The organism is Pseudomonas sp. E1MeOHC2 (assembly GCF_058745025.1).
Window position 1 is genome coordinate 3,852,665 of sequence record NZ_CP196675.1, and the last position, 21,922, is coordinate 3,874,586.

Consider the following 21,922-nt stretch of genomic DNA (forward strand, 5'->3'; position numbering starts at 1 on the left):
CACTTCGTTTACAATGCGCGCCGTTTTCGACTTGCCAAGAGACCCTGACCATGTCCGCCTGCCAGACGCCCCTGATCGTCGCCCTCGACTTCCCAACCCGTGAGGCCGCCTTGAAGCTGGCTGACCAGCTCGACCCTGCGCTGTGCCGGGTAAAGGTTGGCAAGGAATTGTTCACCAGCAGTGCCTCGGGCATCGTTGAGACCCTGTGCGCCAAGGGCTTTGAAGTGTTCCTCGACCTCAAATTCCACGATATCCCCAATACCACAGCAATGGCGGTCAAGGCCGCTGCCGAGATGGGAGTGTGGATGGTCAACGTGCATTGCTCCGGTGGCCTGCGCATGATGTCGGCCTGCCGTGAAGAGCTGGCCAAGCGCAGCGGCCCCCAGCCATTGCTGATTGGCGTGACCGTGCTGACCAGCATGGAGCGTGAGGACCTGGCCGGTATCGGCCTTGATGTCGATCCGCAAGAGCAGGTGCTGCGCCTGGCGGCGTTGGCCGAGAAGGCAGGCATGGACGGCCTGGTGTGCTCGGCGCTGGAGGCCACGGCGCTGAAGGCTGCGCACCCTTCGCTGCAACTGGTAACCCCAGGCATTCGCCCTGCCGGTAGCGCGCAGGACGACCAGCGCCGGATTCTGACCCCGCGCCAGGCGCTGGATGCGGGCTCGGACTACCTGGTGATCGGGCGTCCGATCAGCCAGGCGGCAGACCCGGCCAAGGCATTGGCAGCAGTCGTGGCCGAGATCCGCGGCTGATACCGACGCCCCTCGCAAGGCAGCTGCTGCCTTGCGAGGGGCGTATCCATCAAACCTTCAATACCAGCTTGCCAAAATTCTCCCCGCTGAACAGCTTGAGCAGCGTCTCTGGGAAGGTTTCCAACCCTTCCACCACATCTTCCTTGCTCTTCACCTGGCCGCTGGCCAGCCAGCCGGCGATCTCCTGCGCGGCCTTGCCATAGTCCTTGGCGTGGTCGAATACCACAAAGCCTTCCATGCGCGCACGGTTCACCAGTAGCGCCAGGTAATTGGCCGGGCCTTTCACGGCTTCTTTGTTGTTGTACTGGCTGATTGCGCCGCAGATGACGATACGGGCCCTGAGGTTGATGCGGGTGAGCACGGCATCAAGGATGTCGCCACCGACGTTGTCGAAGTACACGTCCACCCCTTTGGGGCATTCGCGCTTGAGGCCGGCCAGCACGTCCTCGGCCTTGTAGTCGATGACGCCGTCGAAGCCGAGTTCGTCCTTGAGGTAGTGGCATTTTTCGGCGCCGCCGGCGATGCCGACTACGCGGCAGCCTTTGAGTTTGGCGATCTGCCCGACGATGCTGCCCACCGCCCCGGCGGCGCCGGAAATGACCACGGTGTCACCGGCTTTGGGCTGGCCTACTTCGAGCAGGGCGAAGTAGGCGGTCATGCCGGTCATGCCTAGGGCCGAGAGGTAGCGGGGCAGGGGCGCGAGGTTAGGGTCTATCTTGTGCAGGCCCTGGGGCTCGCCGGTGAAGTAGTCCTGTACGCCGAGGGCGCCGCTGACGTGGTCGCCAGGCTTGAAGTCGGGGTGGTTCGAGGCCACCACTTCGCCGACGCCGAGGGCGCGCATCACCTGGCCGAGGGCCACCGGAGGAATGTAGGACTTGCCCTCGTTCATCCAGCCGCGCATGGCAGGGTCGAGGGACAGGTACAGGTTGCGCACCAGGATCTGGCCGTCGACGGGCTGTTCGGCAGGTACTCGCTCGAAGCTGAAGTCGTCACGGCGCACGGCGCCGACCGGGCGTTTGGCGAGCAGGAAGCGGCGATTGGTCTGGGTCATGGCGGGTCCTTGTGGGCAGTTGAGGGTGGGCTGTGTTCAATTTACCTTGCTGATGCAGCCAGGTGCATAACATCACTGGTAAGCATGGTAGACCAACCGTTGGCCTGATGATGCTGCCCAGCCGGTCAGCTGGCTGACTATGCTTGGCTGCGATGTCCACGACCTTCCTTGTTCAGGAGCAAACGATGAGCATGACCTTTTCCGGCCAGGTCGCCCTGGTCACCGGCGGTGCTGCAGGTATTGGCCGGGCGACGGCGCTGGCCTTTGCCCGTGAAGGCTTGAAGGTGGTGGTCGCCGACCTCGACCCGGTCGGCGGCGAGGCCACAGTGGCGTTGATCCACGATGCAGGCGGCGAGGCCATGTTCATCGCCTGCGACGTGACCCGGGAGGCTGAGGTGCGCCAGCTGCATGAGCGGATCGTTGCCGCCTATGGCCGGCTGGACTACGCCTACAACAATGCCGGCATCGAGATTGAGCAGGGCCGCTTGGCCGAGGGCAGCGAGGCTCAGTTCGACGCCATCATGGGCGTCAACGTCAAAGGTGTGTGGCTGTGCATGAAGTACCAGCTGCCGTTGCTGCTGGCCCAGGGCGGTGGGGCGATCGTCAATACCGCGTCGGTGGCGGGGCTGGGGGCGGCGCCGAAGATGAGCATCTACAGTGCCTCAAAGCATGCCGTGATCGGCCTGACCAAGTCGGCAGCCATCGAGTATGCCAAGAAAGGCATCCGGGTTAATGCGGTATGCCCGGCCGTGATCGATACCGACATGTTCCGCCGTGCCTACGAAGCCGACCCGCGCAAAGCGGAGTTCGCGGCGGCGATGCACCCGGTGGGGCGCATCGGCAAGGTCGAGGAAATTGCCAGTGCGGTGTTGTACCTGTGCAGTGATGGCGCGGCCTTCACCACGGGGCATAGCCTGACAGTGGACGGTGGGGCGACGGCTATCTGATCGGCCCGAGCGCTGGCGAGGCGGCACGCGCAGACACCGCCAGTGCCAGGCCAACCAGCGCACACCCCAGCAGCAAGCCCCCACCAAACACCAGCAAGGCCATCCGCGACCCCAGTCGGTCGCTCAGCAAGCCGGTAAAAATCACCGGCAAGCTGAACCCCAGGTACGCCAACAGGAAGAACCCGGCACTGGCCCGGGTCTTCTCGCTGCCGGCCAGTTGGTTCACCGCCGCCAGGCCGCCCAGGTAGATAAACCCATAACACGCACTGCTGGCCGCCACGGCGCCCAGCAGTACCGCACCCAGCTGCCCGCTATCGGCGCCCCAGGCCAGCACCGCGTAGCTGCACGGCAGAATCGCCAGCCCCAGCAGCGTGGCTTTGAGGCTCGACAGGCGACGTGCCATCGGCTGGAACAACACACCGCAGCTGATCACGCAGAAGGTCGAGAACCCCGACCAGGCGCTCAAGCCATGCTGGCGCAGGATCCCCGGCAGCAGTGCGATGACCAGGCCGACGCAGGCCCAGGCCAGCAAGATGGCCAGGCCATACGCAACGCTGCCGCGCGGGTAGCAAGGCAGCCGCAGCATGGCGCTTCGCTGTGCCGGGCGAGGGTCGGGCAAGCGCCAGACCAGCACCAGTGCAGCGGTGGCCAGCAGCAGGTGCAGGTGGAAGCTGCCAGGGGTCAGGCTTGGGCCGCGCAGCAGGAACAGGCTCGTGAGTGCCGCGCCCAGGCCAAAGCCCAGCGAGGTGCTGGCGGTGACCCAGTTGGCGGCGCGGGCGCTGCCGTCGCTGCCCATCAGCTCGCCCATGTAAGCGGTGGCCGTGGCCGAGGCAAGGCCGGTGCCCAGGCCCAGGAACAGGCGTGCCAGGCCGAGGGTTTGCAGGTTGGGGGCCAGTAGCATGAGCACGGTGGCGATCATCGACAGCAACAGCGCGGCGACGATCAGCGGGCGGCGCCCGACTCGGTCAGCCAGGCCGCCCAAGGCCAGGAGTACGGGCAGTACGCCCAGGACGTAGCCGGAGAAGGCCACCGCAGTGGCAGCGGCCCCTTGGCCGGAGAGGTCGGCGTAGGTGATGTAGAGCGGGGCCTGGAGGTTGACCGCGAGGGTGATCAGGCACAGGGCGAAGGCCAGTCGGGTGGGGGCGCGGGGCATGGGTAGGATCCTGGGTTTTTAGATGTCAGTGCCGGCCTCTTCGCGGGCAAGCCCGCTCCCACAGAGAAATATCACTAGGTCTGAGACAGCGAGTGGGGCATTTGTGGGAGTGGGCTTGCCCGCGAAGAGGCCGGCACTGCCATCATTGATTCCAATCACTCCGCGCAACCAGACACACCGCTTTCCCATTTATGCTTAACTGTTCGCTCAAAATCAGCGAACACTCCCCATGCACTTCCCTCTAGACCGCACCAGCAGCACCCCCCTGGTGCAGCAACTCACCGACCACCTGCAAGCCTGGATCGACCACCAACGCCTGCGCCCCGGTGCCCGTCTGCCGTCGATCCGTGCGTTGGCGCGCAGCCAGGCGGTCAGCGCGTCCTGTGTAATCGAGGCTTATGATCGGCTGGTCGCCAGCGGCTGGCTGGAGGCGCGTCACGGCACCGGCTTCTTCGTCGCTGAGCGCAAAGCGGGGGGTGAGACAGATGATGGTCTGCCCTGGGGCGAGGCCGGTGATGGCAACTGGCGGCAATTTCGCGAAGGCCATGACGAACTGCTCAAGCTTGGTTGCGGCTGGTTGCCCACTACCTGGCGTGCGGCTACCGAGCTGGCCCAGGCAATACGCCAGGTCAGCCGCGGCAACCCGCAAGACCTGTTCGACTACTGCCCACCCCTTGGCTTGGCCAGCCTGCGTCAGCAGTTGCACAAGCGCCTGGCGCGCCTGGACATCGCCGCCGGCCCCGAGCGCATTCTCACCACCCAGGGTGCCAGCCATGGCCTCGACTTGTTGGTCCGCACCCTGCTGCGCCCGGGCGATACGGTGCTGGTGGAAAACCCCGGTTACTACAACTTGTACAACCTGCTGCGTCAGCACCAGGTGCGCATGCTGCCCGTGCCGCGCCTGGCCGAAGGCCCGGACCTGGCCATCCTTGAGCGGCTGCTTGCCGAACACCGACCGCGCTGCCTGTTCATCAACAGCCTCTACCACAACCCGACGGGCACCAGCCTTACCCCCAAGGTTGCCTACCGCCTGCTGGAGCTGGCCCGCGAGCACGACCTGCGCATCGTCGAAGACGATATCTACGCCGACTTCCAGGAGGGCCCGGCAACGCGCTTGGCTACCCTCGACAGCGAGCAGCGGGTGATCTACATGGCCAGCTTCTCCAAGACCCTGAGCAGTTCGTTGCGGGTGGGTTACCTGGTCGCCGACCCGGCGCTGCTGGCGCGGCTGGCCGAGCTGAAGATGGTCAGTGGCATCGGCACGTCGCGGTTCGCCGAGCAGGTGGTGGGGCAGATGCTGGCCAACGGCAGCTACCGCAAAACCGTGCAACGCCTGCGCGTACGGCTTGGCCAGCACATGGCCAAGCTGCTCGGGCAGCTGGAGCAGGCAGGCTGGGAGGTGTTCTGTGAGCCCTATGGCGGCATGTTCGTCTGGGCGCGGGTGCCGGGGCGTGACGTTGCCAGCCTCGAACAGTTGGCCCTGGAGCATGCAGTGCTGCTCACCCCCGGCAGTGCCTTCGATTACCAGGGCGCCGCCAGCGACTGGCTGCGCATCAATGTCGCGTATGGGCAGGATTCTCGCGCTCAGGCCTTCCTGAAACACGCAGGGCGACCTTCAGCACGCTGATAGCGACACGCTCATAGCTATTTGACACTATTCTGGCGTCAGGCCCTTGTGAGCGGACTGGCATCGTTGCCACGCTTGGCCTTCGGCAAAACCTGACAAGGTGAAGGGGAATCGGCGATGGGCGCGACCAAGCACGGTGTTCTGGCCAACCTGGGCATGGCCCGCAAACTCGGCCTGGGCTTTGCCTTGGTGCTGTTGCTGACCCTGGCCGTGGCGGCCATTGGCATCGCCGCGCTGCACAGTGTCGGCCAACGCTTTGACGGCTTGCGCCAGCTGGCCCAGTTCAATACTGACCTGCTCAGGTTGCGCCAGCACGAACAAACCTTTGCCGTGAGTTCCGATATCATGCAGGCCGAAGCCTTGCGCAGCGGTTTGCAGGGGTTGGCCGAACGCGCCCGTGGTTTGCCGGCGCTGGCGGCGGCCCAGGCCGAGTTGAGCGCCTACGGCCAGGCGTTCGAGGCCTTTGTCGAGGCGGTGCAGGCCAAGGAGCTTGCGCTGGACATGGCCAGTTGGTCGGTGTCCAGCGTTGCCAATAACCTTGATGTACTGCAGGCGGGGTTGGCCGATGATGGCACCTATACCCTCAAACAATCCCAAGGCCAGCAGGGCGGCGAGTTTCTTGAGCAGGCCGCGCAGGTGTCGCAGGTGTCGCGGTTAATGCTGCAGGCGATGGACGAAGCACGTGTGCGCCTGGACAAGAGCCGCAAGGGTGAGCAAGACGTCGGCCAGACGCGCATCGCCCAGACGGTCGAAGCCGCGAGCCTGGTCGAACAGCTCAAGGGCGCCGTCAGCGATGCCGGCTACCAGAGTGTGCTGGGTGAAGTGGCCGGGCACATCGGCAGTTTCTCCGACAAGCTCAACGAATACACCGACCTGCTGGCCAAGGAGCAAGGGCTCAAGGCCCAGTTGCAGGCGCGGGCCGAGCAGGTCACCGGTCGCGTCGACCAGGCCTACCTTGGCCAGGAGCAGGCCTTGCAGGGTGAGCTGTCGCGCAATGCCCTGGCCATTGCCCTGGCCACGGGGTTGGCGCTGTTGGTGGGTGTGCTGGCTGCGTGGCTGATCACCCGCGCGGTGGTGGGCCCGCTCAAGCGCGTCATCGCCCGCGCCCAGCGCATTGCAGCAGGGGAGTTGAGCCTGGAGGCAGAAGCACCGCGTCGCGATGAGGTCGGGCAGTTGATGCAGGCCATGCAGCAAATGGCGGCCGGCCTGTCGGGCATCGTCAGCGGCCTGCAGCAGGGCATCGAGCAACTGGCGGGTAGCGCTCAGGCATTGTCGGCGGTGACCGAGCAGACCAATCGCGAGGTCGGCAGCCAGAAGGACGAAACCGAACAGGTAGCGACCGCCATGCAGCAGATGACGGCCACCGTGCACGATGTGGCGCGCAATGCCGAGGAGGCCGCGCAGGCGGCTCAGTCTGCCGACGACAAGGTCGAGTCCGGGCAGTTGGTGGTACGTCAGAGCATGCAGCGTATCGAGCAGTTGGCGGTGGCTGCGGAGACGGCCAGTGCCGGTATCGACAGCCTCAGTGCCGAGATCCACACCATTGGCGATGTGCTCGAAGTGATCAAGAGCGTTGCCGAGCAGACCAACCTGTTGGCGCTCAACGCCGCGATCGAGGCGGCCCGTGCCGGCGAGCAGGGGCGTGGTTTTGCCGTGGTGGCCGATGAGGTGCGGGCGCTGGCGCGGCGTACCCGGCAATCGACCGAACAGATCGAGACGCTGGTCGCCAGCCTGCGCGGCAATGCCCAGCAGTCGGTGGCGCAGATCCGTGGCAGCACCGAGCTGGTGCGCTTGGCGGTGGCTGATGCCTTGCAGACCGAAAGTGCGTTGGGCAGCATCGCCGTGGCGGTTTCATTGATTCAGCAGATGAACCAGCAGATTGCCGCCGCGGCCGAGCAGCAGAGCTCGGTGGCCGAAGAGATCAGCCGCAGCGTCACGCAGATCCGCGGCAGTGCCGATCAGGCGGCGTTGGCGATGCAGGACAATGCCAGGTCGAGTGTCGAGCTGGCGCAGTTGGGGACGGACCTGAAGGGGATGGTGGGGCATTTCAGGCTCTGAGCCTTGTATTGCCTACACCGGCCTCTTCGCGGGCAAGCCCGCTTCCACAGGGGTATCACTAAGCCTGAGGGTAACGAGGAACCTGTGGGAGCGGGCTTGCCCGCGAAGAGGCCGGTACAGGCTATAAAAACTCAGCCCTTGCGTGGATTGAGGATCATCAAGGTCAAAACCCCCGCCACAATCCCCCAGAACGCCGACCCGATCGAGAATAGCGTCAACCCAGAAGCCGTCACCATGAAGGTGATCAACGCCGCCTCCCGCTCACGCGCCTCGCTCATCGCCACCGTCAGCCCATTCATGATCGAACCGAACAGCGCCAAGGCCGCAATCGACAGCACCAGCTCTTTTGGCAGCGCAGCAAACAACGCCGCCAAGGTCGCCCCGAATACCCCGGCAATGCCATAGAAAATCCCGCACCACACCGCTGCGGTGTAGCGTTTGCTTGGGTCTTCATGGGCATGTGGCCCGGTGCAGATCGCCGCGCTGATCGCCGCCAGGTTGACCCCGTGCGAGCCAAACGGTGCCAGCAGCAATGAGGCAAACCCGGTCGCCGAAATCAGCGGTGAGGCCGGTACCTGGTAGCCATCGGCACGCAGTACCGCCACGCCGGGCATGTTTTGCGAGGTCATCGCCACCACGAACAGCGGAATACCGATGCTGATGGTGGCCGCCAGCGAGAAGCTTGGCGTGGTCCACACAGGTGTAGCCACTTCCAGGTGGAAGCCGCTGAAGTCCAGCAGGCCAAGGGCGCCGGACAGCGCCGTGCCGACCAGCAACGCCGCCAGCACGCAGTAGCGCGGCGACAGGCGCTTGACTAGCAGGTAGCTGAAGAACATGCCCAGCACCAGCAAGGTGCGGTGCTGGGCGGCGACGAAGATCTCGCTGCCGATCTTGAACAGGATGCCTGCCAGCAGCGCCGAGGCCAGCGATGCTGGAATGCGCTTGACCAGGCGCTCGAAACTGCCGGTCAGGCCGCAGATAAGCACCAGCACCGCGCAGGTGATGTAAGCGCCAATGGCTTCGCCATAGCTGACACCGCCGAGGCTGGTGATCAGCAGTGCGGCGCCCGGCGTCGACCAGGCCACGGTGATCGGCGTGCGGTAGCGCAGCGAAAGGCCAATGCTGCACACCGCCATGCCGATCGACAGCGCCCAGATCCATGATGAGATCTGCGCGGTGGTCAGCCCGGCCGCCTGGCCGGCCTGAAACATCAGCACCAGCGAACTGGTATAGCCGGTGAGCATGGCGATGAAGCCGGCGACTACCGCCGACGGGGAGCTGTCTGCCAGGGGCCGCAGGCGTGCGGAAGTGGCATCGGTCATGAACAAAATCCTTGTAAAGGTGTAAGCAGTTTTTTCAGACTAACGCGAGCAAGGTTGATCTTTGCCATACAGCGGCCATTGCTTTTAGCCGTACAGTCACCAACTATTGGGCACGAATGCACAACTGCATGGGGGGAGGGCGATGTACAAGGTCTATGGCGATTACCAGTCGGGCAACTGCTACAAGGTCAAGCTGATGTTGAGCCTGCTGGGCCGACCGTATGAGTGGCACTCGGTGGATATTCTCAAGGGGGAGACCGAGACGCCTGAGTTTTTGGCGATGAACCCCAATGGCAAGGTGCCGGTGCTGGAGTTGGAAGACGGCACGTACCTGTGGGAGTCCAACGCCATTCTCAACTTCCTTGCCGACGGCAGCGAGTTCCTGCCCAGCGAGCCGCGCTTGCGCACGCAGGTGCTGCAGTGGCAGTTCTTCGAGCAGTACAGCCATGAGCCGTACATCGCCGTGGCGCGATTCATCCAGTTCTACCTCGGGCTGCCGGATGATCGGCTGGAGGAATACCGCAGGCTGCACAAAGGCGGGTACAAGGCGCTGAGGGTGATGGAGCGGCAGTTGCAGATGACGCCGTATCTGGTCGGCGAGCAGTATTCGATTGCCGATGTGGCGCTGTATGCCTACACCCATGTGGCGCAGCAGGGTGGGTTCGACCTGGCGGATTACCCGGCGGTCAGGGCCTGGCTGGAGCGCGTGGCCAGCCATCCGCGGCATGTGCCGATGGTGGGTTGAACCCGGTACATCTGTAGCCTGTACCGGCCCTTTCGCGGGGCAAGCCCGCTCCCACAGCGTGAAGTGTCATTCCTGTGGGAGCGGGCTTGCCCCGCGAACACAGGCGAAGCCTGTGCCGTCCACCTCAGGCCGAGGCGAAGCGCTTGTCCAGGTAGGCAATGATGGCCTTGGACTCGTACATCCAGCTCACCTTGCCGTCTTCTTCGATGCGCAGGCACGGCACTTTCACCCGGCCACCGCCTTCGAGCAGTGCCTGGCGATGCACGGGGTCGTTTTTGGCGTCACGCAGCGCCACCGGCACGTTCAGACGGTGCAGGGTGCGGCGGGTCTTGACGCAGAATGGGCAGGCATGGAACTGGTACAGCGCAAGGCCACTGGCCGCTTGCTCGACGCGCGCCTGGGCGGCGGCATCGCGCTTGCGCTTGGCCGGGCGGCTGATCCAGTCGCCGAACACGATGAGCTGGCCGAGGCCGACCCGCAGGGCTTTGACGATCATGGGCAACTCCTGAAAAGAAAAAGCCGACCCCGCAGGATCGGCTCGGGGTCTTCAGCCGATCACTTGATCAGGCTGAGGAACTCGCTGCGGGTGGCGGCGTTTTCGCGGAACTCGCCCAGCATCACCGACGTGATCATGCTCGAGTTCTGCTTCTCGACACCGCGCATCATCATGCACATGTGCTTGGCTTCGATGACCACGGCCACGCCAGCAGCGCCGGTCACTTGCTCGACGGCTTCGGCGATCTGACGGCTGAGGTTTTCCTGAATCTGCAGGCGACGGGCGTACATGTCGACGATACGCGCCACCTTCGACAGGCCCAGGACCTTGCCCTTGGGCAGGTAGGCGACGTGAGCCTTGCCGATGAAGGGCAGCATGTGGTGCTCGCACATCGAGTACAGCTCGATGTCCCGGACCAGTACCATCTCGCTGTTGTCGGAGGTGAACAGCGCGCCGTTGGTGACTTCTTCCAGCGTCTGCTCATAACCGCGGCAAAGGTACTTCATGGCCTTTGCAGCCCGCTTGGGCGTGTCGAGCAGGCCCTCACGGGAGACGTCCTCGCCGATCTGGCTGAGAATCTCGGTGTAGTTCTGTTCCAGGGACATGTATCTACCTGTGGGAAAAATCGCAAAAACGAAGGGTACGGCGGCAAGGGCGGCGCTGCAAGCGCGGCGTTACTCGTCGCGTCCTTCAAGCATGGTTCGTTTGAGCATCACATAGACTGCGCCGGTACCGCCATGGCGCGCGTTGCACGAGGCGAAACCGAGCACCTGCGGGTGCTGGCGCAGCCAGGTGTTGACGTGACTCTTGATCATCGGGCGCTTGCCGTCCAGGCGTGCAGCCTTGCCATGGGTGACGCGCACACAGCGGACTTCCAGCTTGGTGGCCTCGGCGATGAAGTCCCAGAGTGTCTCTCGGGCTTTCTCGACGGTCATGCCGTGCAGGTCGAGGCTGCCCTCGAAAGCGATCTGGCCGAGCTTGAGTTTGCGCAGCTGGCCTTCCTGCACGCCGTCACGGCGCCACATCAGTTCGTCTTCGGCGCCGACGTCGATGACGAACTGGTCGGACATGCCGTCGATCACCAGTGCCTTGTCGCTGCGCACGGTCGCCGCCTGCCGCAGGCCGGCCAGCTGCTTGCGATCGGCCTTGGGTTTGCCGACCTCGGCACGGTCGTGCTTGATCGGTTTGACGCCACGCACTTCGGCATGGAACAGGGAAAAGTCGTCGTCTTGCATGATGCCTCCACGTGGGCGGCGTAGTTTACGCGACTGTGGCCGGCTGTGCAGCCATGGCTAGCCTGTGCGGGCCTCTTCGCGGGGCAAGCCCGCTCCCACAGGGTTAGCGCTGGGCTTGCCCCGCGAAGAGGCCGGCGGCATCAGTAGAAAAACTCAGTCGTGTTTTTTCATCAAATGCGGCGACAGGTTCAACTCCCGCCCACGGCGCAGGCGAATACGGCTGCGCCGCCAGAAGCGCACGCCCAACCACAGCAGCAGCAAGCCAGCCCCGGTGAGGATGCTGGCCAGTGGTTTGTTGGCGTTGAGTTCGGCCAGGGCCGGGTAATTGCCCAGCAGGCCGGCGATACCGGCCATGGCCAGCAGCACACCCAGCGTTGCCAGCAGGGCCGACAGGCCGGCAGCCAGGCGTGCGCCCCAGTTGCGCGGTTCGCGCGTGCGCAGGCGTCTGGCGTCGAAACTGCCTTTGAGCTTCATTCCGATTTCCTCTGTGGATATCCGGAATTCGACCTGTGCTCGCCCTTTGGGTTCCGCCCGGCTGCCGGGCGGTAGTCACTGGCCTTGGAATCAGATCAGGCTGGCGGTTGGGGCGACACAGGCGAAGTTGTCGGCCATCACGGCCATTTCACACTGGTGAATCTGTGCGGCCGGGATGACCCCGTCCTTGAACGCCAGGTCGCGGGTCGCCGAGGCGTCCTCCACCAGGGTGCAACGATAACCATAGTCCTTGGCGCGGCGCACGGTGGTGCTGACGCTGGAGTGGCTCATGAAACCGCAGACGATCAGGTCCAGGTGGCCCAGCTCCTGCAGGGTGTCGTGCAGCTGGGTGTTCTTGAAGGCGTTGGGCATGCGCTTTTCGATGACGATTTCGCCGTCATGCGGCTCAAGCCCCGGGATGAACTGGCCGCCGCTGCCTTGCGGGTCGAAGCGGCCACCGACAGTGCCCAGGTGGCGTACGTGGATGATCGGACGGCCGCTCTTGCGCGCAGCGTCGAGCAACCGGGCGATGTTGGCCACAGCCTCGTCCATGCCCGACAGCGCCAGGGGACCACTGAGGTACTCCTTTTGCGCATCGATGATGATCAGGCTGGCGTGGCTCAGCTTGGCCGGCGGGTAGTCGCGACCAGTGAGGCGGAACATCGTGGTTGGAACGGACATCAAGGGCTCCTTGGAAGGGCTTTTGTATACCTATTGTCCCTTGCCTTGGCGTCAATGGGAATGGTTGACATCGCAGACAGCGTGGTTACTGGCCTGTGGCTAGCCATTAAGGCATGCGGAGGAACATTTGTGCGGGTTGGGCTGGTAGACTTTTGTCAGGTCTGAATTAGGAGTACCCCGTGATCACATCCCGTCTGCGCACGCTGCGCGACTACATCCGCTGGGCGGTCAGCCGCTTCCATGAGCGCGAGCTGTTCTTCGGCCACGGTGCCGACAACGCCTGGGACGAAGCCCGCCTGCTGGTGCTGGGCGCCGTGCACCTGCCGTGGGAGGTGGCCGACAGCTACCTGGACTGCATGCTCGAAGACGACGAGCGCGTGCGCCTGCAGCATTTGCTTAAGCGGCGCATCGAAGAACGTGTGCCAACTGCCTACCTGCTGGGCGAGGCGTGGTTCTGCGGCATGTCGTTCATCGTCGACGAGCGGGTGCTGGTGCCCCGTTCACCGATTGGCGAGCTGCTCGAAAAACGTTTCGAGCCGTGGCTGGCGTCAGAGCCCGCACGCATTCTCGACCTGTGCACGGGCTCCGGGTGCATCGGCATCGTGGCGGCCGATGTGTTCCCCGAGGCCGAAGTGGTGCTGGGCGACCTGTCGTTCGATGCCCTTGAGGTGGCGAACCAGAACATTGAACGGCACGGCCTGGACATGCGCGTCTACACCGTGCAGGGCGACGGCTTCGATGGCCTGCCGGGGCAGCGCTTTGACCTGATCCTGTCCAACCCGCCGTACGTCGATGCCGAGGACTTCGGCGACATGCCGGCCGAGTACCACCATGAGCCCGAGCTGGGCCTGGCCTGCGGTAACGATGGCCTGGATTTGGTGCGGCGCATGCTCGCCGAGGCCGCTGACCACCTGAACGACAAGGGCTTGCTGATTGTCGAGGTGGGCAACAGCCAGGTGCATGTCGAGTCGCTGTACCCCGAGGTGGATTTTGCCTGGCTGGAATTCGAGCGTGGCGGGCATGGGGTGTTCATGCTGACGGCCGAGCAGTGCCGCCAGCATCAGGAGCTGTTCAAAGCCCGCGTTTGAGCTACGTGTTTGAAACTGGGGCCGCTTTGCGGCCCTTTTCGACCGGTCCGTCGCCCCGGCAAGGCCGCTCCTACAGGTTAGTGCTGCCCTTGAGTCAGGCGCTGTTCAGCGGGTGGCAATCCAGATCAGCAACCCGGCCTGAAACACCGCAAATGCCACCAGGCAGGTGATGGTAAAGCGCAAGCCGCTGTCTTCGCGCCGGTACTTGGACACCCGCTCATCCCGCTCGCGCAGTTGGCCTTCCATTTCTTGCAACTGCTGATCGGCCTGCTGCAGCAGGTTGGCCGCATCGAGGATCTCGACCCGCTGCAGCCGCTCGTTGCTCCAGGCGCCCTTGAGCTGGCCTACCGTGATTTCCACGGTACGGCCCTTCAGGTGCTGAGGGTCTTCATATTCGACCTCGATACCCACGCCACGCAGAAACTGATCGCGGCGCAGGCGTGAATCCTCGCTCAGGGCGTCCTTGCTCGGCAATGCCATGCCTTCGACCCGGTAATGCGACCACTTGCGCTGCAACCATTGCACGGCCTGGGCCAGCATGAAGCGGCCGATGCCGCGGTTCAGCGGTTCCAGCTGCAGGCCCTGGTCATGGCCAATGCGGACCAGGCGCTCGGCATGATCGACGCGGATATCCAGATGGTTCTGTTCTTTGCGCACTTTTTGCCCAGGCAGCTGGATTTCCATGCGCAGCAGGCTGTGTGCCTTGTCGTGGCGCTCGGCATAGCCGAACTGCACGAACCGCAGGGGGCGGGCACCTGTGGATCGGTCGGTGGGCAGGGGCGCCAGGCGCAGCAACTGGAAGTGTTCGGCGGCAAGGTCTGCCCAAGGCAGCGTGGCGCCGTCCTGGGGGTGTGGCTCTTCGGCCGGCTCTACGGCAGCGGGGGCAATTGTCATGGGGGCTGTCCTTATGTGCGTGCTGGCAGCCAGAGGGGGCGCAGCGGCCCCAATTCTTGCCGCCATCTACTCTATCGGCAGCCCCGGCCAAGACCTGAGGGTCAGGCCGATGGCAAATGCTGGATGAAGGTAACGATCCGCTCCCCCAGTTCGCGGGCCAGCGGCAGTTCCGGGTTGAGGTAGCTGTCACGTTGCTGGCTCATGTCCTTGGGGCTGATGCGCAGCATGTGGTTCATGCCATCGATCAGGACCAGTTGCGCATCGGGTTTCGCGGCCTTGAGGCGTTCGGCGTCGGTCACGTTTACCTGCACGTCATTGCGGCCCTGGACGATCAGCGCCGGCATCGGCAGCTGCGCGAACGCCGCTGCCGGGTTCTGCCGAAACAGCGAAATCAGGTAGGGCTGCACGCTGGGCCGGAACACCTGGCGCAGCGGGGCGGGTACATCCAGGCTGGTCTGCCCGGCCTGCAGGCGGTCGAGCAAGGCACTGCTTCGGGCCAGTTGGGCGGGCGGTAGGCGCTGGGCCAGCTGTTCGTGCAGCACCTCGGCCAGTGGGCGGCCGCTGCCGGCCAGGGTGATCACCGCACTGGCACCCGCTTGCTCGGCGGCGAGGCTTGCGATCAGCGCGCCTTCGCTGTGGCCAACCAGGATCAGCGGCCCGAAACGTGGGTCGGCCTTGAGCTTGCGACTCCAGGCGACCACATCGGCGACATAGCGCTCGACGCTGAGGTCACGCTCATCGGGCGTGGCCGGCTGGCTGGCGGCCACGCCGCGTTTGTCGAAGCGCACGCTGGCAATGTGGTCGTTGGCCAGCAGCAGGGCCAGCCGTTTGAGGATGTCGATACGTCCCGAGGCCGGGTTGTTGCCGTCGCGGTCGGTGGGGCCGGAACCTGCGATGATCAACACCACCGGTGGCGGGGTGGACTGTTGCGGCAACAGCAGGCTGCCATGCAGCACACCTTGGCCTGTGTCCAGGTCGATGGGGCGTTGCAGTACGGTGGGGGAGGCGGCCTGGGCAAGGCCGGCGCAGAGCATGAAAAGCAAGGCGACGAGGCGCGGCATCATGGGGTACTACGGTGGTGAGATGTCGGTTTGACCCAATGTTTGCGGGAAGGTTCGGTGCCTGGTTACCTGTGTGGGCCTCTTCGCGGGCAAGCCCGCTCCCACAGCAACATCTGTGCTTTCAGGCTCTGGGTAATCCGGTGGGAGCGGGCTTGCCCGCGAAGAGGCCCGCACAGACAACCAATCCCTCTGGATTTTTCCGTATACTGCCGCTTTCGTTCACCTCAGGCAGACTCGCGGAGCGTCCATGTCCGGCAATACCTACGGCAAGCTGTTCACTGTCACCACCGCTGGCGAAAGCCATGGCCCGGCGTTGGTCGCCATTGTCGATGGATGCCCGCCGGGCCTGGAGATCTCCCTGGCCGATCTGCAGCATGACCTCGACCGGCGCAAGCCCGGCACCAGCCGGCACACTACCCAGCGCCAGGAGCCGGACGAGGTCGAAATCCTCTCCGGCGTGTTCGAAGGCCGCACCACCGGCTGCTCGATTGGCCTGCTGATCCGCAACACTGATCAGAAGTCCAAGGACTACTCGGCGATCAAGGACCTGTTCCGCCCGGCTCACGCGGACTACACCTACCACCACAAGTACGGTGTGCGTGACTACCGCGGCGGCGGCCGCAGCTCGGCCCGCGAAACCGCCATGCGCGTGGCGGCGGGGGCCATCGCCAAGAAGTACCTGGCCACCCAGGGCATCACCGTGCGTGGCTACATGAGCCAGCTCGGCCCGATCGAGATCCCGTTCAAGACCTGGGAGTCGGTAGAGCAGAATGCCTTCTTCAGCCCGGACGCGGACAAGGTGCCGGAGCTTGAGGCCTACATGGACCAACTGCGCCGTGACCAGGACTCGGTCGGGGCGAAGATCACCGTGGTGGCCGAAGGCGTGATGCCTGGCCTGGGCGAGCCTATCTTCGACCGCCTCGATGCGGAACTGGCCCATGCGCTGATGAGCATCAACGCGGTCAAGGGCGTGGAAATCGGCGCCGGTTTTGCCAGCGTCGCCCAGCGCGGTACCGAGCACCGTGACGAACTGACCCCGGAAGGGTTCCTCAGCAATAACGCTGGCGGCATTCTCGGCGGTATTTCCTCTGGTCAGCCGATCGTTGCCCACCTGGCGCTGAAACCGACCTCAAGCATCACCACGCCGGGCCGCTCCATCGACGTGGAGGGCAACCCGGTTGAAGTGGTCACCAAGGGGCGTCATGACCCTTGCGTCGGCATCCGTGCCACGCCGATCGCCGAGGCGATGATGGCCATCGCCCTGATGGACCACCTGCTGCGTCACCGTGCACAGAATGCCGAGGTGAAGGTCAGTACTCCGGTGCTGGGCCAGCTCTGATCCGTCTGTGCCGGCCGTTTCGCGGGGCAAGCCCGCTCCCACAGACCCGTGTGATCCTGTGGGAGCGGGCTTGCCCCGCGAAGAGGCCGGTACAGGCAACAACAAAACCGGCTGAGCCCCCATGCCCCCAATTCCCTACTGGCGCCTGTCCAGCTTCTACCTCTTCTACTTCGCCCTGCTAGGCTCTACGGCCCCCTTCCTGGCGCTGTACTTCGACCACCTGGGTTTCTCCCCGGCGCGCATCGGCGAGCTGGTGGCCATCCCCATGCTGATGCGCTGCATCGCCCCGAACCTGTGGGGCTGGTTGGGCGACCGTACCGGCCAACGCCTGCTGATCGTGCGCCTGGGTGCGCTGTCGACCCTGGCCAGCTTCGCCCTGATCTTCTTCGGCAAGAGCTACGCCTGGCTGGCGCTAGTGATGGCCCTGCACGCGTTCTTCTGGCACGCGGTGCTGCCGCAGTTCGAGGTCATCACCCTGGCGCATCTGCACGGGCAAACGGCCCGTTACAGCCAGGTACGTCTGTGGGGGTCGATCGGTTTCATCCTCACGGTGGTGGGCTTGGGGCGGCTGTTCGAATGGCTTAGCCTGGACATCTACCCGGTTGCCCTGGTGACGATCATGGCGGGCATCGTTCTCGCCAGCCTGTGGGTGCCCAATGCCCAGCCGGTGGAGCAGGGCGAGCGCAGCGCTGCAGGCGGCTTTGTGCAGCAGCTGCGGGCACCTGGGGTGATCGCGTTCTATGTGTGCGTGGCCTTGATGCAGCTCAGCCACGGGCCGTATTACACCTTCCTCACCCTGCACCTGGAACACCTGGGCTACAGCCGCGGCGCCATCGGCCTTTTGTGGGCGTTGGGGGTGGTGGCCGAGGTGCTGGTGTTCATGGCCATGAGCCGGATCTTCGCGCGGTTTAGCGTGCAGCGGGTGCTGCTGGCCAGCTTCCTGCTGGCGGCACTGCGTTGGCTGTTGCTTGGCAACCTGGCCGATGACCCAGCGGTGCTGGTGCTGGCCCAGGTGCTGCACGCGGCCACCTTCGGCTGCTTCCATGCCGCCTGCATCGCGTTTGTCCAGGCCAGCTTCGGTGCTCGTCAGCAAGGCCAGGGCCAGGCGTTGTACGCGGCGTTGTCGGGCACCGGCGGTGCGCTCGGCGCCTTGTACTCGGGTTACAGCTGGAAACTGCTGGGCCCGGCCTTCACCTTTGGTATGGCCAGCGCCGCAGCCTTGGCCGCAGCCGTTATCATTGCCCTTTGTTCGCAATCGACCAGGACCCGCCACTGATGAGTATCCTCAGCGTTTTTCACCCGTCCAGCCCAGGCCTGCCGAACAAGCTGCTGACCCACCACGACGATATCGCCGCGACCCTGGCTGAACAGGGCGTGCGTTTTGTCCATCGTCCGCTGGAGCTGCGGGTTCGCCCTGGCAGCGCAGCCGACGAGGTCATGGCGGCGTGCCGGGGGTACCTCGATCAGTTGATGACTGGCCATGGCAGCGCAGCCTTCGCGGTCCTCAACCGTGAGGGTGCGGACCCGGCGCAGGTCGATGTACGTGACGAGCATGTGCATGACGCCGAAGAGGTGTTTGCTGTCGTCAGCGGCCGGGCACAGGTTGGCCTGCGTTTGGGCGAATTCGTGTATTCGGTGCTGTGCGAGAAGGGCGACCAGCTGGTCGTGCCGGCCGGGACGCGGCGCTGGGTGGAGTTGGGGGAGACGCCGTTCTGCCTGGCCTTGCGCTTGTTCGGGAGTGAGCAGGGGATGCAGGCGCGGTTTACCGGGGATGAGACTGCACGGGCGTTTCTGGGCATCGACGAGCTGTAATACCTATATCGGCCTCTTCGCGGGGCAAGCCCGCGAAGAGGCCCGTTCAGCAAGTCAGCGATAGGTCGGCAAAGCAAACCGCTGCTGGCTCTGCAGCATCGAAATCACCGGCAACTCGCTGGCCTGTTCGGCCAGGTCACGGCGAATGGCGCTGATCGCCCAGGACAGCTGCTCGGCGCTGTGCAGTTGGCCGTAGGTCAAGACGCGACGGGTAACCTTGCCATCAGCGGCGCGCAGGGTCAGCAAGACACCACCATCGGGGCGGGGCTGGGTGGCGACCTGGTAGGCCGAAAACACCGAGACGAACTTTTCCTGGATGAGGTCCATATCAACTCCTGACTGTTGTGTGGCAGACGTGAGTTGATGGTTGCAGTGACCGTGCCAAAACGGCTTATAAGTAAAAAGCCTTTAAATTCAATGAGTTGAATACATTTAAGTGAGTCGGCTTCGTGCAGTTTGCATGGTCATGCATTTTGCACAGTGCATTTTGCACGGGTCAAACACACGCTATCGGCCCGATAGAATCTGAACCTTTGACCCGGCAGCCTTGCCTGACAAAGACTTGGGCAACACTTTTTGCCAGGAGGTTCAACATGTCTACCCAACCAGCGCCCGCTGCCATGACCGATGACGAAACCGCTGCCTTCGCCGAGCAGGTCTTCGAACGCGCCCGCCAAGGCGATGCCCAGATGCTCGGGCGTCTGCTTGCCAGTGGCCTGCCGGCCAACCTGCGCAACCACAAGGGCGATACCCTGCTGATGCTGGCCAGCTATCACGGCCACCATGATGCCGTTCGCGTGCTGCTGGAGCACGGCGCCGACCCGTTGATCGCCAATGACAACGGCCAGTTGCCGATCGCCGGCGCTGCGTTCAAAGGCGACCTGGCGATGATCCGCCTGCTGCTGGAGCATGGCGTGCCAGTGGATGCCGCCGCGCAGGACGGGCGTACCGCGCTGATGTTGGCGGCCATGTTCAACCGCCGCGAGATCCTCGACTACCTGCTGGCCCAAGGCGCCGACCCGACCCAGCAGGATGCCCGTGGCGCCACCGCTCTGATGGCCGCGCAGACCATGGGCGCGGCAGACGCCGTGGCGCGTTTGCAGGCGCTGGTCGGCTAACGGTAAGGGGGCGTTTGCGGCTATCCTTGGCGACTTTTTCACCCGCCGCAGGCCCCCTTTCATGAAAAACCAATTGCTCGAACTCATCACCCTCATCGGCGCCGGTTGCATGCGCGATGAAGACATCGAGCGCATCGCCGACGAGGCCGCCCAGGCCTACGCCGATCCGGCTGCCTTCCTGGCGGCCAACCCGGACATCAACTACGACGACAGCTTCCCCATCCCGCTGGGCGAATGGGTCGTGCTTGGCAGCCTGCCGGATACCGTGCTGTTTCAGGCAGACAGCTATCAGGAACTGTTCCAGAACATCAGCGATTCGTTCGACAAGAGCGTCCCATTCACCCTCAAGCCCAAGCAACTGGCGCGCACCGAGCCACTGACCGCGCTCAATCGCATTCAGGTGCAGATGGGGGCGTTGAACAAAGAAGCGGGGGGGTATGTGCTGCTGAACTTCAGCCAGTTGCTGGATGATGAATTGCAGATGGTGATGGTCGGCCAGCATGACCTGGCACGGGTGCTGGAGCTGGGGGCAGCGGTTGGGATCAAGACCGAGCCGGCGTTGGAGGCTTTGAAGGTCGCGGTACACGTTTGATTTGATCGGTTGGCTGTACCGGCCTCTTCGCGGGGCAAGCCCGCTCCCACAGGAATACCACTGGCCTCTGAGCGGTGGTATTCCTGTGGGAGCGGGCTTGCCCCGCGAAAAGGCCGCTACAGGCAGTAGAAGAACTCAGCCCAGCGCCGTATCCAGAAACATCATCACCCCGAACCCACCCATCAAGCCCAGGGTCGCCGCCGTCTGGTGGCCATTGCGATGGGTTTCGGGAATCACCTCGTGGGACACCACGAAGATCATCGCCCCCGCCGCCAACCCCATGCTCACCGGGTAGGCCAGGGCAAAGCCAGTGGAGATGCCCAGGCCGATCACCGCGCCAAGCGGTTCCATCAACCCTGAACCCACCGCCACCAACGCCGCCTTCATGTTCGAAAGCCCTGTGGCGCGCAACGCCAAGGCCACGGCCAGGCCTTCAGGAATGTCCTGGATGGCGATTGCGCTGGTCAGCGGCAGGCCGATGTTCATGTCGCCGTTGGCGAAGCTCACGCCAATCGCCATGCCTTCGGGCAGGTTGTGCAGGGTAATCGCCAGCACGAACAGCCATACCCGGTTGATGCGTTCTGCCTCCGGGCCGCAGGGGCCGGTGCTTTCATGCTCATGCGGGGTGAAGCGGTCCAGGCCCAGCATCAGCAGCACGCCCAGGCCCATGCCCAGGACCACGGTGAAGGCCGCTGCCGGGCCGTTGCCGGTGATCTCACGGGCAGCATCCAGGCCCGGCAGAATCAGCGAGAACGAACTGGCCGCGAGCATCATGCCTGCGGCAAAGCCAAGCATCACATCCTGGGTGCGCGCGTTCACATCACGCAGCACCACGGCCAATACCGCCCCCAGGGCGGTAGCGCCGAAGCCGGACAACCCGCCAAGCAACGCCAGGTGCAGGTTGTCGGCATGGTCGCCGTTGACCGCGTTCCACAGGCTCGCCGCCAGCAGCACGACGACCGCCAGTAAGCTCAGCCCCAGGCCGGCGCTAAGCCAGGGGGTACTGACCACCTGTTGGCGCCAGGCGTTTCGCAGCGAGGGTGGAGTGGCCGTGTCGGTATGGGCTGGGGGCATGCGAACCTCTAATCAGTGAATGCAGGCAGTCTAAGCAAGGACCTGCGCGATCGGCCAAGGATTCCCTTCTATTGACGCGATAGCTGGCTATGCTGTGCTGCAACGTCTTTGCATGGGAGTAACGGACATGGGGTCCACATTCAATAGCCTGGTTGGCCTGATCATTCTGGCGCTGGATATCTGGGCGATCCTCAATGTGATCAAGAGCGGCCGCGAAGTGGGGGTCAAGGTGCTGTGGATTCTGCTGATCGCGTTGCTGCCGGTGATCGGGCTGGTGATCTGGGCGATTGCCGGGCCCAGGGGCAATATCCGTATCTGAAGCCCCTACAAGGGCACGCTTGCGACATAAGCAGAAATGCGGCCGTGACAAAATTTTCACATTGGTTTAAACAGAATCCGCACC

At 64.2% G+C, this 21,922-nt stretch carries 24 protein-coding genes and 1 pseudogene; 13 read left to right on the forward strand and 12 right to left on the reverse strand.

All coding sequences use genetic code 11. The features are described 5' to 3' along the window. The first annotated feature begins 50 nt into the window (after positions 1–50). Positions 51–752: an orotidine-5'-phosphate decarboxylase gene (gene pyrF, locus ACSSU5_RS17400; RefSeq protein ID WP_492559371.1), complete on the forward strand. Its 702-nt coding sequence runs from the start codon at positions 51–53 to the stop codon at positions 750–752. 49 nt (positions 753–801) lie between these two features. On the opposite strand, the gene ACSSU5_RS17405 is transcribed toward pyrF, so the two are convergent. After that, a complete protein-coding gene (locus ACSSU5_RS17405; RefSeq protein ID WP_264309810.1) occupies positions 802–1,803 on the reverse strand; it encodes an NADP-dependent oxidoreductase in 1,002 nt (333 codons plus the stop codon). A gap of 185 nt (positions 1,804–1,988) precedes the next feature. Between ACSSU5_RS17405 and ACSSU5_RS17410 the strand changes: the two genes are divergently transcribed. Further along, positions 1,989–2,750, forward strand: a complete 762-nt coding sequence (locus ACSSU5_RS17410; protein ID WP_264309809.1) for an SDR family oxidoreductase — start codon at positions 1,989–1,991, stop codon at positions 2,748–2,750. Here ACSSU5_RS17410 and ACSSU5_RS17415 read toward each other — a convergent pair. Then, positions 2,743–3,903 carry an MFS transporter gene (locus ACSSU5_RS17415; protein ID WP_492559372.1) on the reverse strand — a complete coding sequence of 387 codons (1,161 nt, stop codon included), beginning with the start codon at positions 3,901–3,903 and terminating at the stop codon, positions 2,743–2,745. The two genes, ACSSU5_RS17410 and ACSSU5_RS17415, sit on opposite strands and share 8 nt — an antisense overlap. Before the next feature lie 229 nt (positions 3,904–4,132). On the opposite strand from ACSSU5_RS17415, the gene ACSSU5_RS17420 reads away from it, so the two are divergent. From ACSSU5_RS17420 to ACSSU5_RS17430, 3 genes and pseudogenes are all read left to right on the forward strand, one after another. Continuing rightward, entirely contained in the window at positions 4,133–5,530 is a 1,398-nt protein-coding gene (locus ACSSU5_RS17420; RefSeq protein ID WP_492559373.1) for an aminotransferase-like domain-containing protein, read from the forward strand. A gap of 669 nt (positions 5,531–6,199) precedes the next feature. Then, a pseudogene (locus tag ACSSU5_RS17425) lies at positions 6,200–6,679 on the forward strand (methyl-accepting chemotaxis protein); the annotation flags it as partial. A gap of 204 nt (positions 6,680–6,883) precedes the next feature. Further along, entirely contained in the window at positions 6,884–7,588 is a 705-nt protein-coding gene (locus tag ACSSU5_RS17430) for a methyl-accepting chemotaxis protein (protein WP_492561331.1), read from the forward strand. Between the two features lie 131 nt (positions 7,589–7,719). Here ACSSU5_RS17430 and ACSSU5_RS17435 read toward each other — a convergent pair whose 3' ends face one another. Further along, positions 7,720–8,910 (reverse strand): benzoate/H(+) symporter BenE family transporter, encoded by a 1,191-nt coding sequence (locus tag ACSSU5_RS17435; protein WP_264309805.1) that lies wholly within the window; start codon positions 8,908–8,910, stop codon positions 7,720–7,722. A 142-nt stretch (positions 8,911–9,052) separates the two neighbouring features. On the opposite strand from ACSSU5_RS17435, the gene ACSSU5_RS17440 reads away from it, so the two are divergent. Beyond that, the gene (locus ACSSU5_RS17440; protein ID WP_492559374.1) at positions 9,053–9,655 is read left to right on the forward strand and encodes a glutathione S-transferase family protein; all 603 of its coding nucleotides are present in this window, start codon (positions 9,053–9,055) and stop codon (positions 9,653–9,655) included. A 124-nt stretch (positions 9,656–9,779) separates the two neighbouring features. On the opposite strand, the gene ACSSU5_RS17445 is transcribed toward ACSSU5_RS17440, so the two are convergent. The 5 genes from ACSSU5_RS17445 to ACSSU5_RS17465 form a co-directional block, all read right to left on the reverse strand. Beyond that, complete coding sequence (locus ACSSU5_RS17445; RefSeq protein ID WP_264309803.1) at positions 9,780–10,151, reverse strand: glutaredoxin family protein; 372 nt, start codon at positions 10,149–10,151, stop codon at positions 9,780–9,782. Between the two features lie 59 nt (positions 10,152–10,210). Next, the gene (gene folE, locus ACSSU5_RS17450; protein WP_264309802.1) at positions 10,211–10,756 is read right to left on the reverse strand and encodes a GTP cyclohydrolase I FolE; all 546 of its coding nucleotides are present in this window, start codon (positions 10,754–10,756) and stop codon (positions 10,211–10,213) included. A 69-nt stretch (positions 10,757–10,825) separates the two neighbouring features. Continuing rightward, positions 10,826–11,386 (reverse strand): Smr/MutS family protein, encoded by a 561-nt coding sequence (locus ACSSU5_RS17455; protein ID WP_264309801.1) that lies wholly within the window; start codon positions 11,384–11,386, stop codon positions 10,826–10,828. 153 nt (positions 11,387–11,539) lie between these two features. Continuing rightward, entirely contained in the window at positions 11,540–11,860 is a 321-nt protein-coding gene (locus ACSSU5_RS17460; protein WP_492559375.1) for a hypothetical protein, read from the reverse strand. A gap of 90 nt (positions 11,861–11,950) precedes the next feature. Next, positions 11,951–12,541: a cysteine hydrolase family protein gene (locus tag ACSSU5_RS17465; protein WP_492559376.1), complete on the reverse strand. Its 591-nt coding sequence runs from the start codon at positions 12,539–12,541 to the stop codon at positions 11,951–11,953. 179 nt (positions 12,542–12,720) lie between these two features. Between ACSSU5_RS17465 and prmB the strand changes: the two genes are divergently transcribed. Beyond that, positions 12,721–13,629: a 50S ribosomal protein L3 N(5)-glutamine methyltransferase gene (gene prmB, locus ACSSU5_RS17470; RefSeq protein ID WP_492559377.1), complete on the forward strand. Its 909-nt coding sequence runs from the start codon at positions 12,721–12,723 to the stop codon at positions 13,627–13,629. Between the two features lie 105 nt (positions 13,630–13,734). Here prmB and ACSSU5_RS17475 read toward each other — a convergent pair whose 3' ends face one another. Both ACSSU5_RS17475 and ACSSU5_RS17480 read right to left on the reverse strand, forming a co-directional pair. Next, positions 13,735–14,523 carry a hypothetical protein gene (locus ACSSU5_RS17475; protein WP_492559378.1) on the reverse strand — a complete coding sequence of 263 codons (789 nt, stop codon included), beginning with the start codon at positions 14,521–14,523 and terminating at the stop codon, positions 13,735–13,737. Between the two features lie 101 nt (positions 14,524–14,624). After that, positions 14,625–15,587 carry an alpha/beta hydrolase gene (locus ACSSU5_RS17480; protein WP_264309796.1) on the reverse strand — a complete coding sequence of 321 codons (963 nt, stop codon included), beginning with the start codon at positions 15,585–15,587 and terminating at the stop codon, positions 14,625–14,627. A 244-nt stretch (positions 15,588–15,831) separates the two neighbouring features. On the opposite strand from ACSSU5_RS17480, the gene aroC reads away from it, so the two are divergent. The 3 genes from aroC (at position 15,832) to ACSSU5_RS17495 (ending at position 18,735) form a co-directional block, all read left to right on the forward strand. Then, the gene (gene aroC / locus ACSSU5_RS17485) at positions 15,832–16,923 is read left to right on the forward strand and encodes a chorismate synthase (protein WP_492559379.1); all 1,092 of its coding nucleotides are present in this window, start codon (positions 15,832–15,834) and stop codon (positions 16,921–16,923) included. A 121-nt stretch (positions 16,924–17,044) separates the two neighbouring features. Further along, positions 17,045–18,199 carry an MFS transporter gene (locus tag ACSSU5_RS17490; RefSeq protein ID WP_264309794.1) on the forward strand — a complete coding sequence of 385 codons (1,155 nt, stop codon included), beginning with the start codon at positions 17,045–17,047 and terminating at the stop codon, positions 18,197–18,199. After that, positions 18,199–18,735, forward strand: coding sequence for an oxidase (locus ACSSU5_RS17495; RefSeq protein WP_492559380.1), 537 nt, complete (start codon positions 18,199–18,201; stop codon positions 18,733–18,735). Before ACSSU5_RS17490 ends, ACSSU5_RS17495 begins: the two co-directional genes overlap by 1 nt. A gap of 54 nt (positions 18,736–18,789) precedes the next feature. Here the strand turns inward: ACSSU5_RS17495 and ACSSU5_RS17500 are convergent, their stop codons facing one another. After that, positions 18,790–19,062 carry a DUF3509 domain-containing protein gene (locus ACSSU5_RS17500; RefSeq protein WP_027596016.1) on the reverse strand — a complete coding sequence of 91 codons (273 nt, stop codon included), beginning with the start codon at positions 19,060–19,062 and terminating at the stop codon, positions 18,790–18,792. A gap of 266 nt (positions 19,063–19,328) precedes the next feature. Here ACSSU5_RS17500 and ACSSU5_RS17505 point away from each other — a divergent pair, with 266 nt between their 5' ends. Then, a complete protein-coding gene (locus ACSSU5_RS17505; protein WP_492559381.1) occupies positions 19,329–19,853 on the forward strand; it encodes an ankyrin repeat domain-containing protein in 525 nt (174 codons plus the stop codon). Between the two features lie 61 nt (positions 19,854–19,914). Further along, entirely contained in the window at positions 19,915–20,445 is a 531-nt protein-coding gene (locus tag ACSSU5_RS17510) for a hypothetical protein (RefSeq protein ID WP_264309791.1), read from the forward strand. Positions 20,446–20,580: 135 nt separating this feature from the next. Here the strand turns inward: ACSSU5_RS17510 and ACSSU5_RS17515 are convergent, their stop codons facing one another. Continuing rightward, positions 20,581–21,519: a ZIP family metal transporter gene (locus ACSSU5_RS17515; protein ID WP_264309790.1), complete on the reverse strand. Its 939-nt coding sequence runs from the start codon at positions 21,517–21,519 to the stop codon at positions 20,581–20,583. Between the two features lie 127 nt (positions 21,520–21,646). Here ACSSU5_RS17515 and ACSSU5_RS17520 point away from each other — a divergent pair, with 127 nt between their 5' ends. After that, positions 21,647–21,838 (forward strand): PLDc N-terminal domain-containing protein, encoded by a 192-nt coding sequence (locus ACSSU5_RS17520; protein ID WP_264309789.1) that lies wholly within the window; start codon positions 21,647–21,649, stop codon positions 21,836–21,838. Positions 21,839–21,922 lie beyond the last annotated feature (84 nt).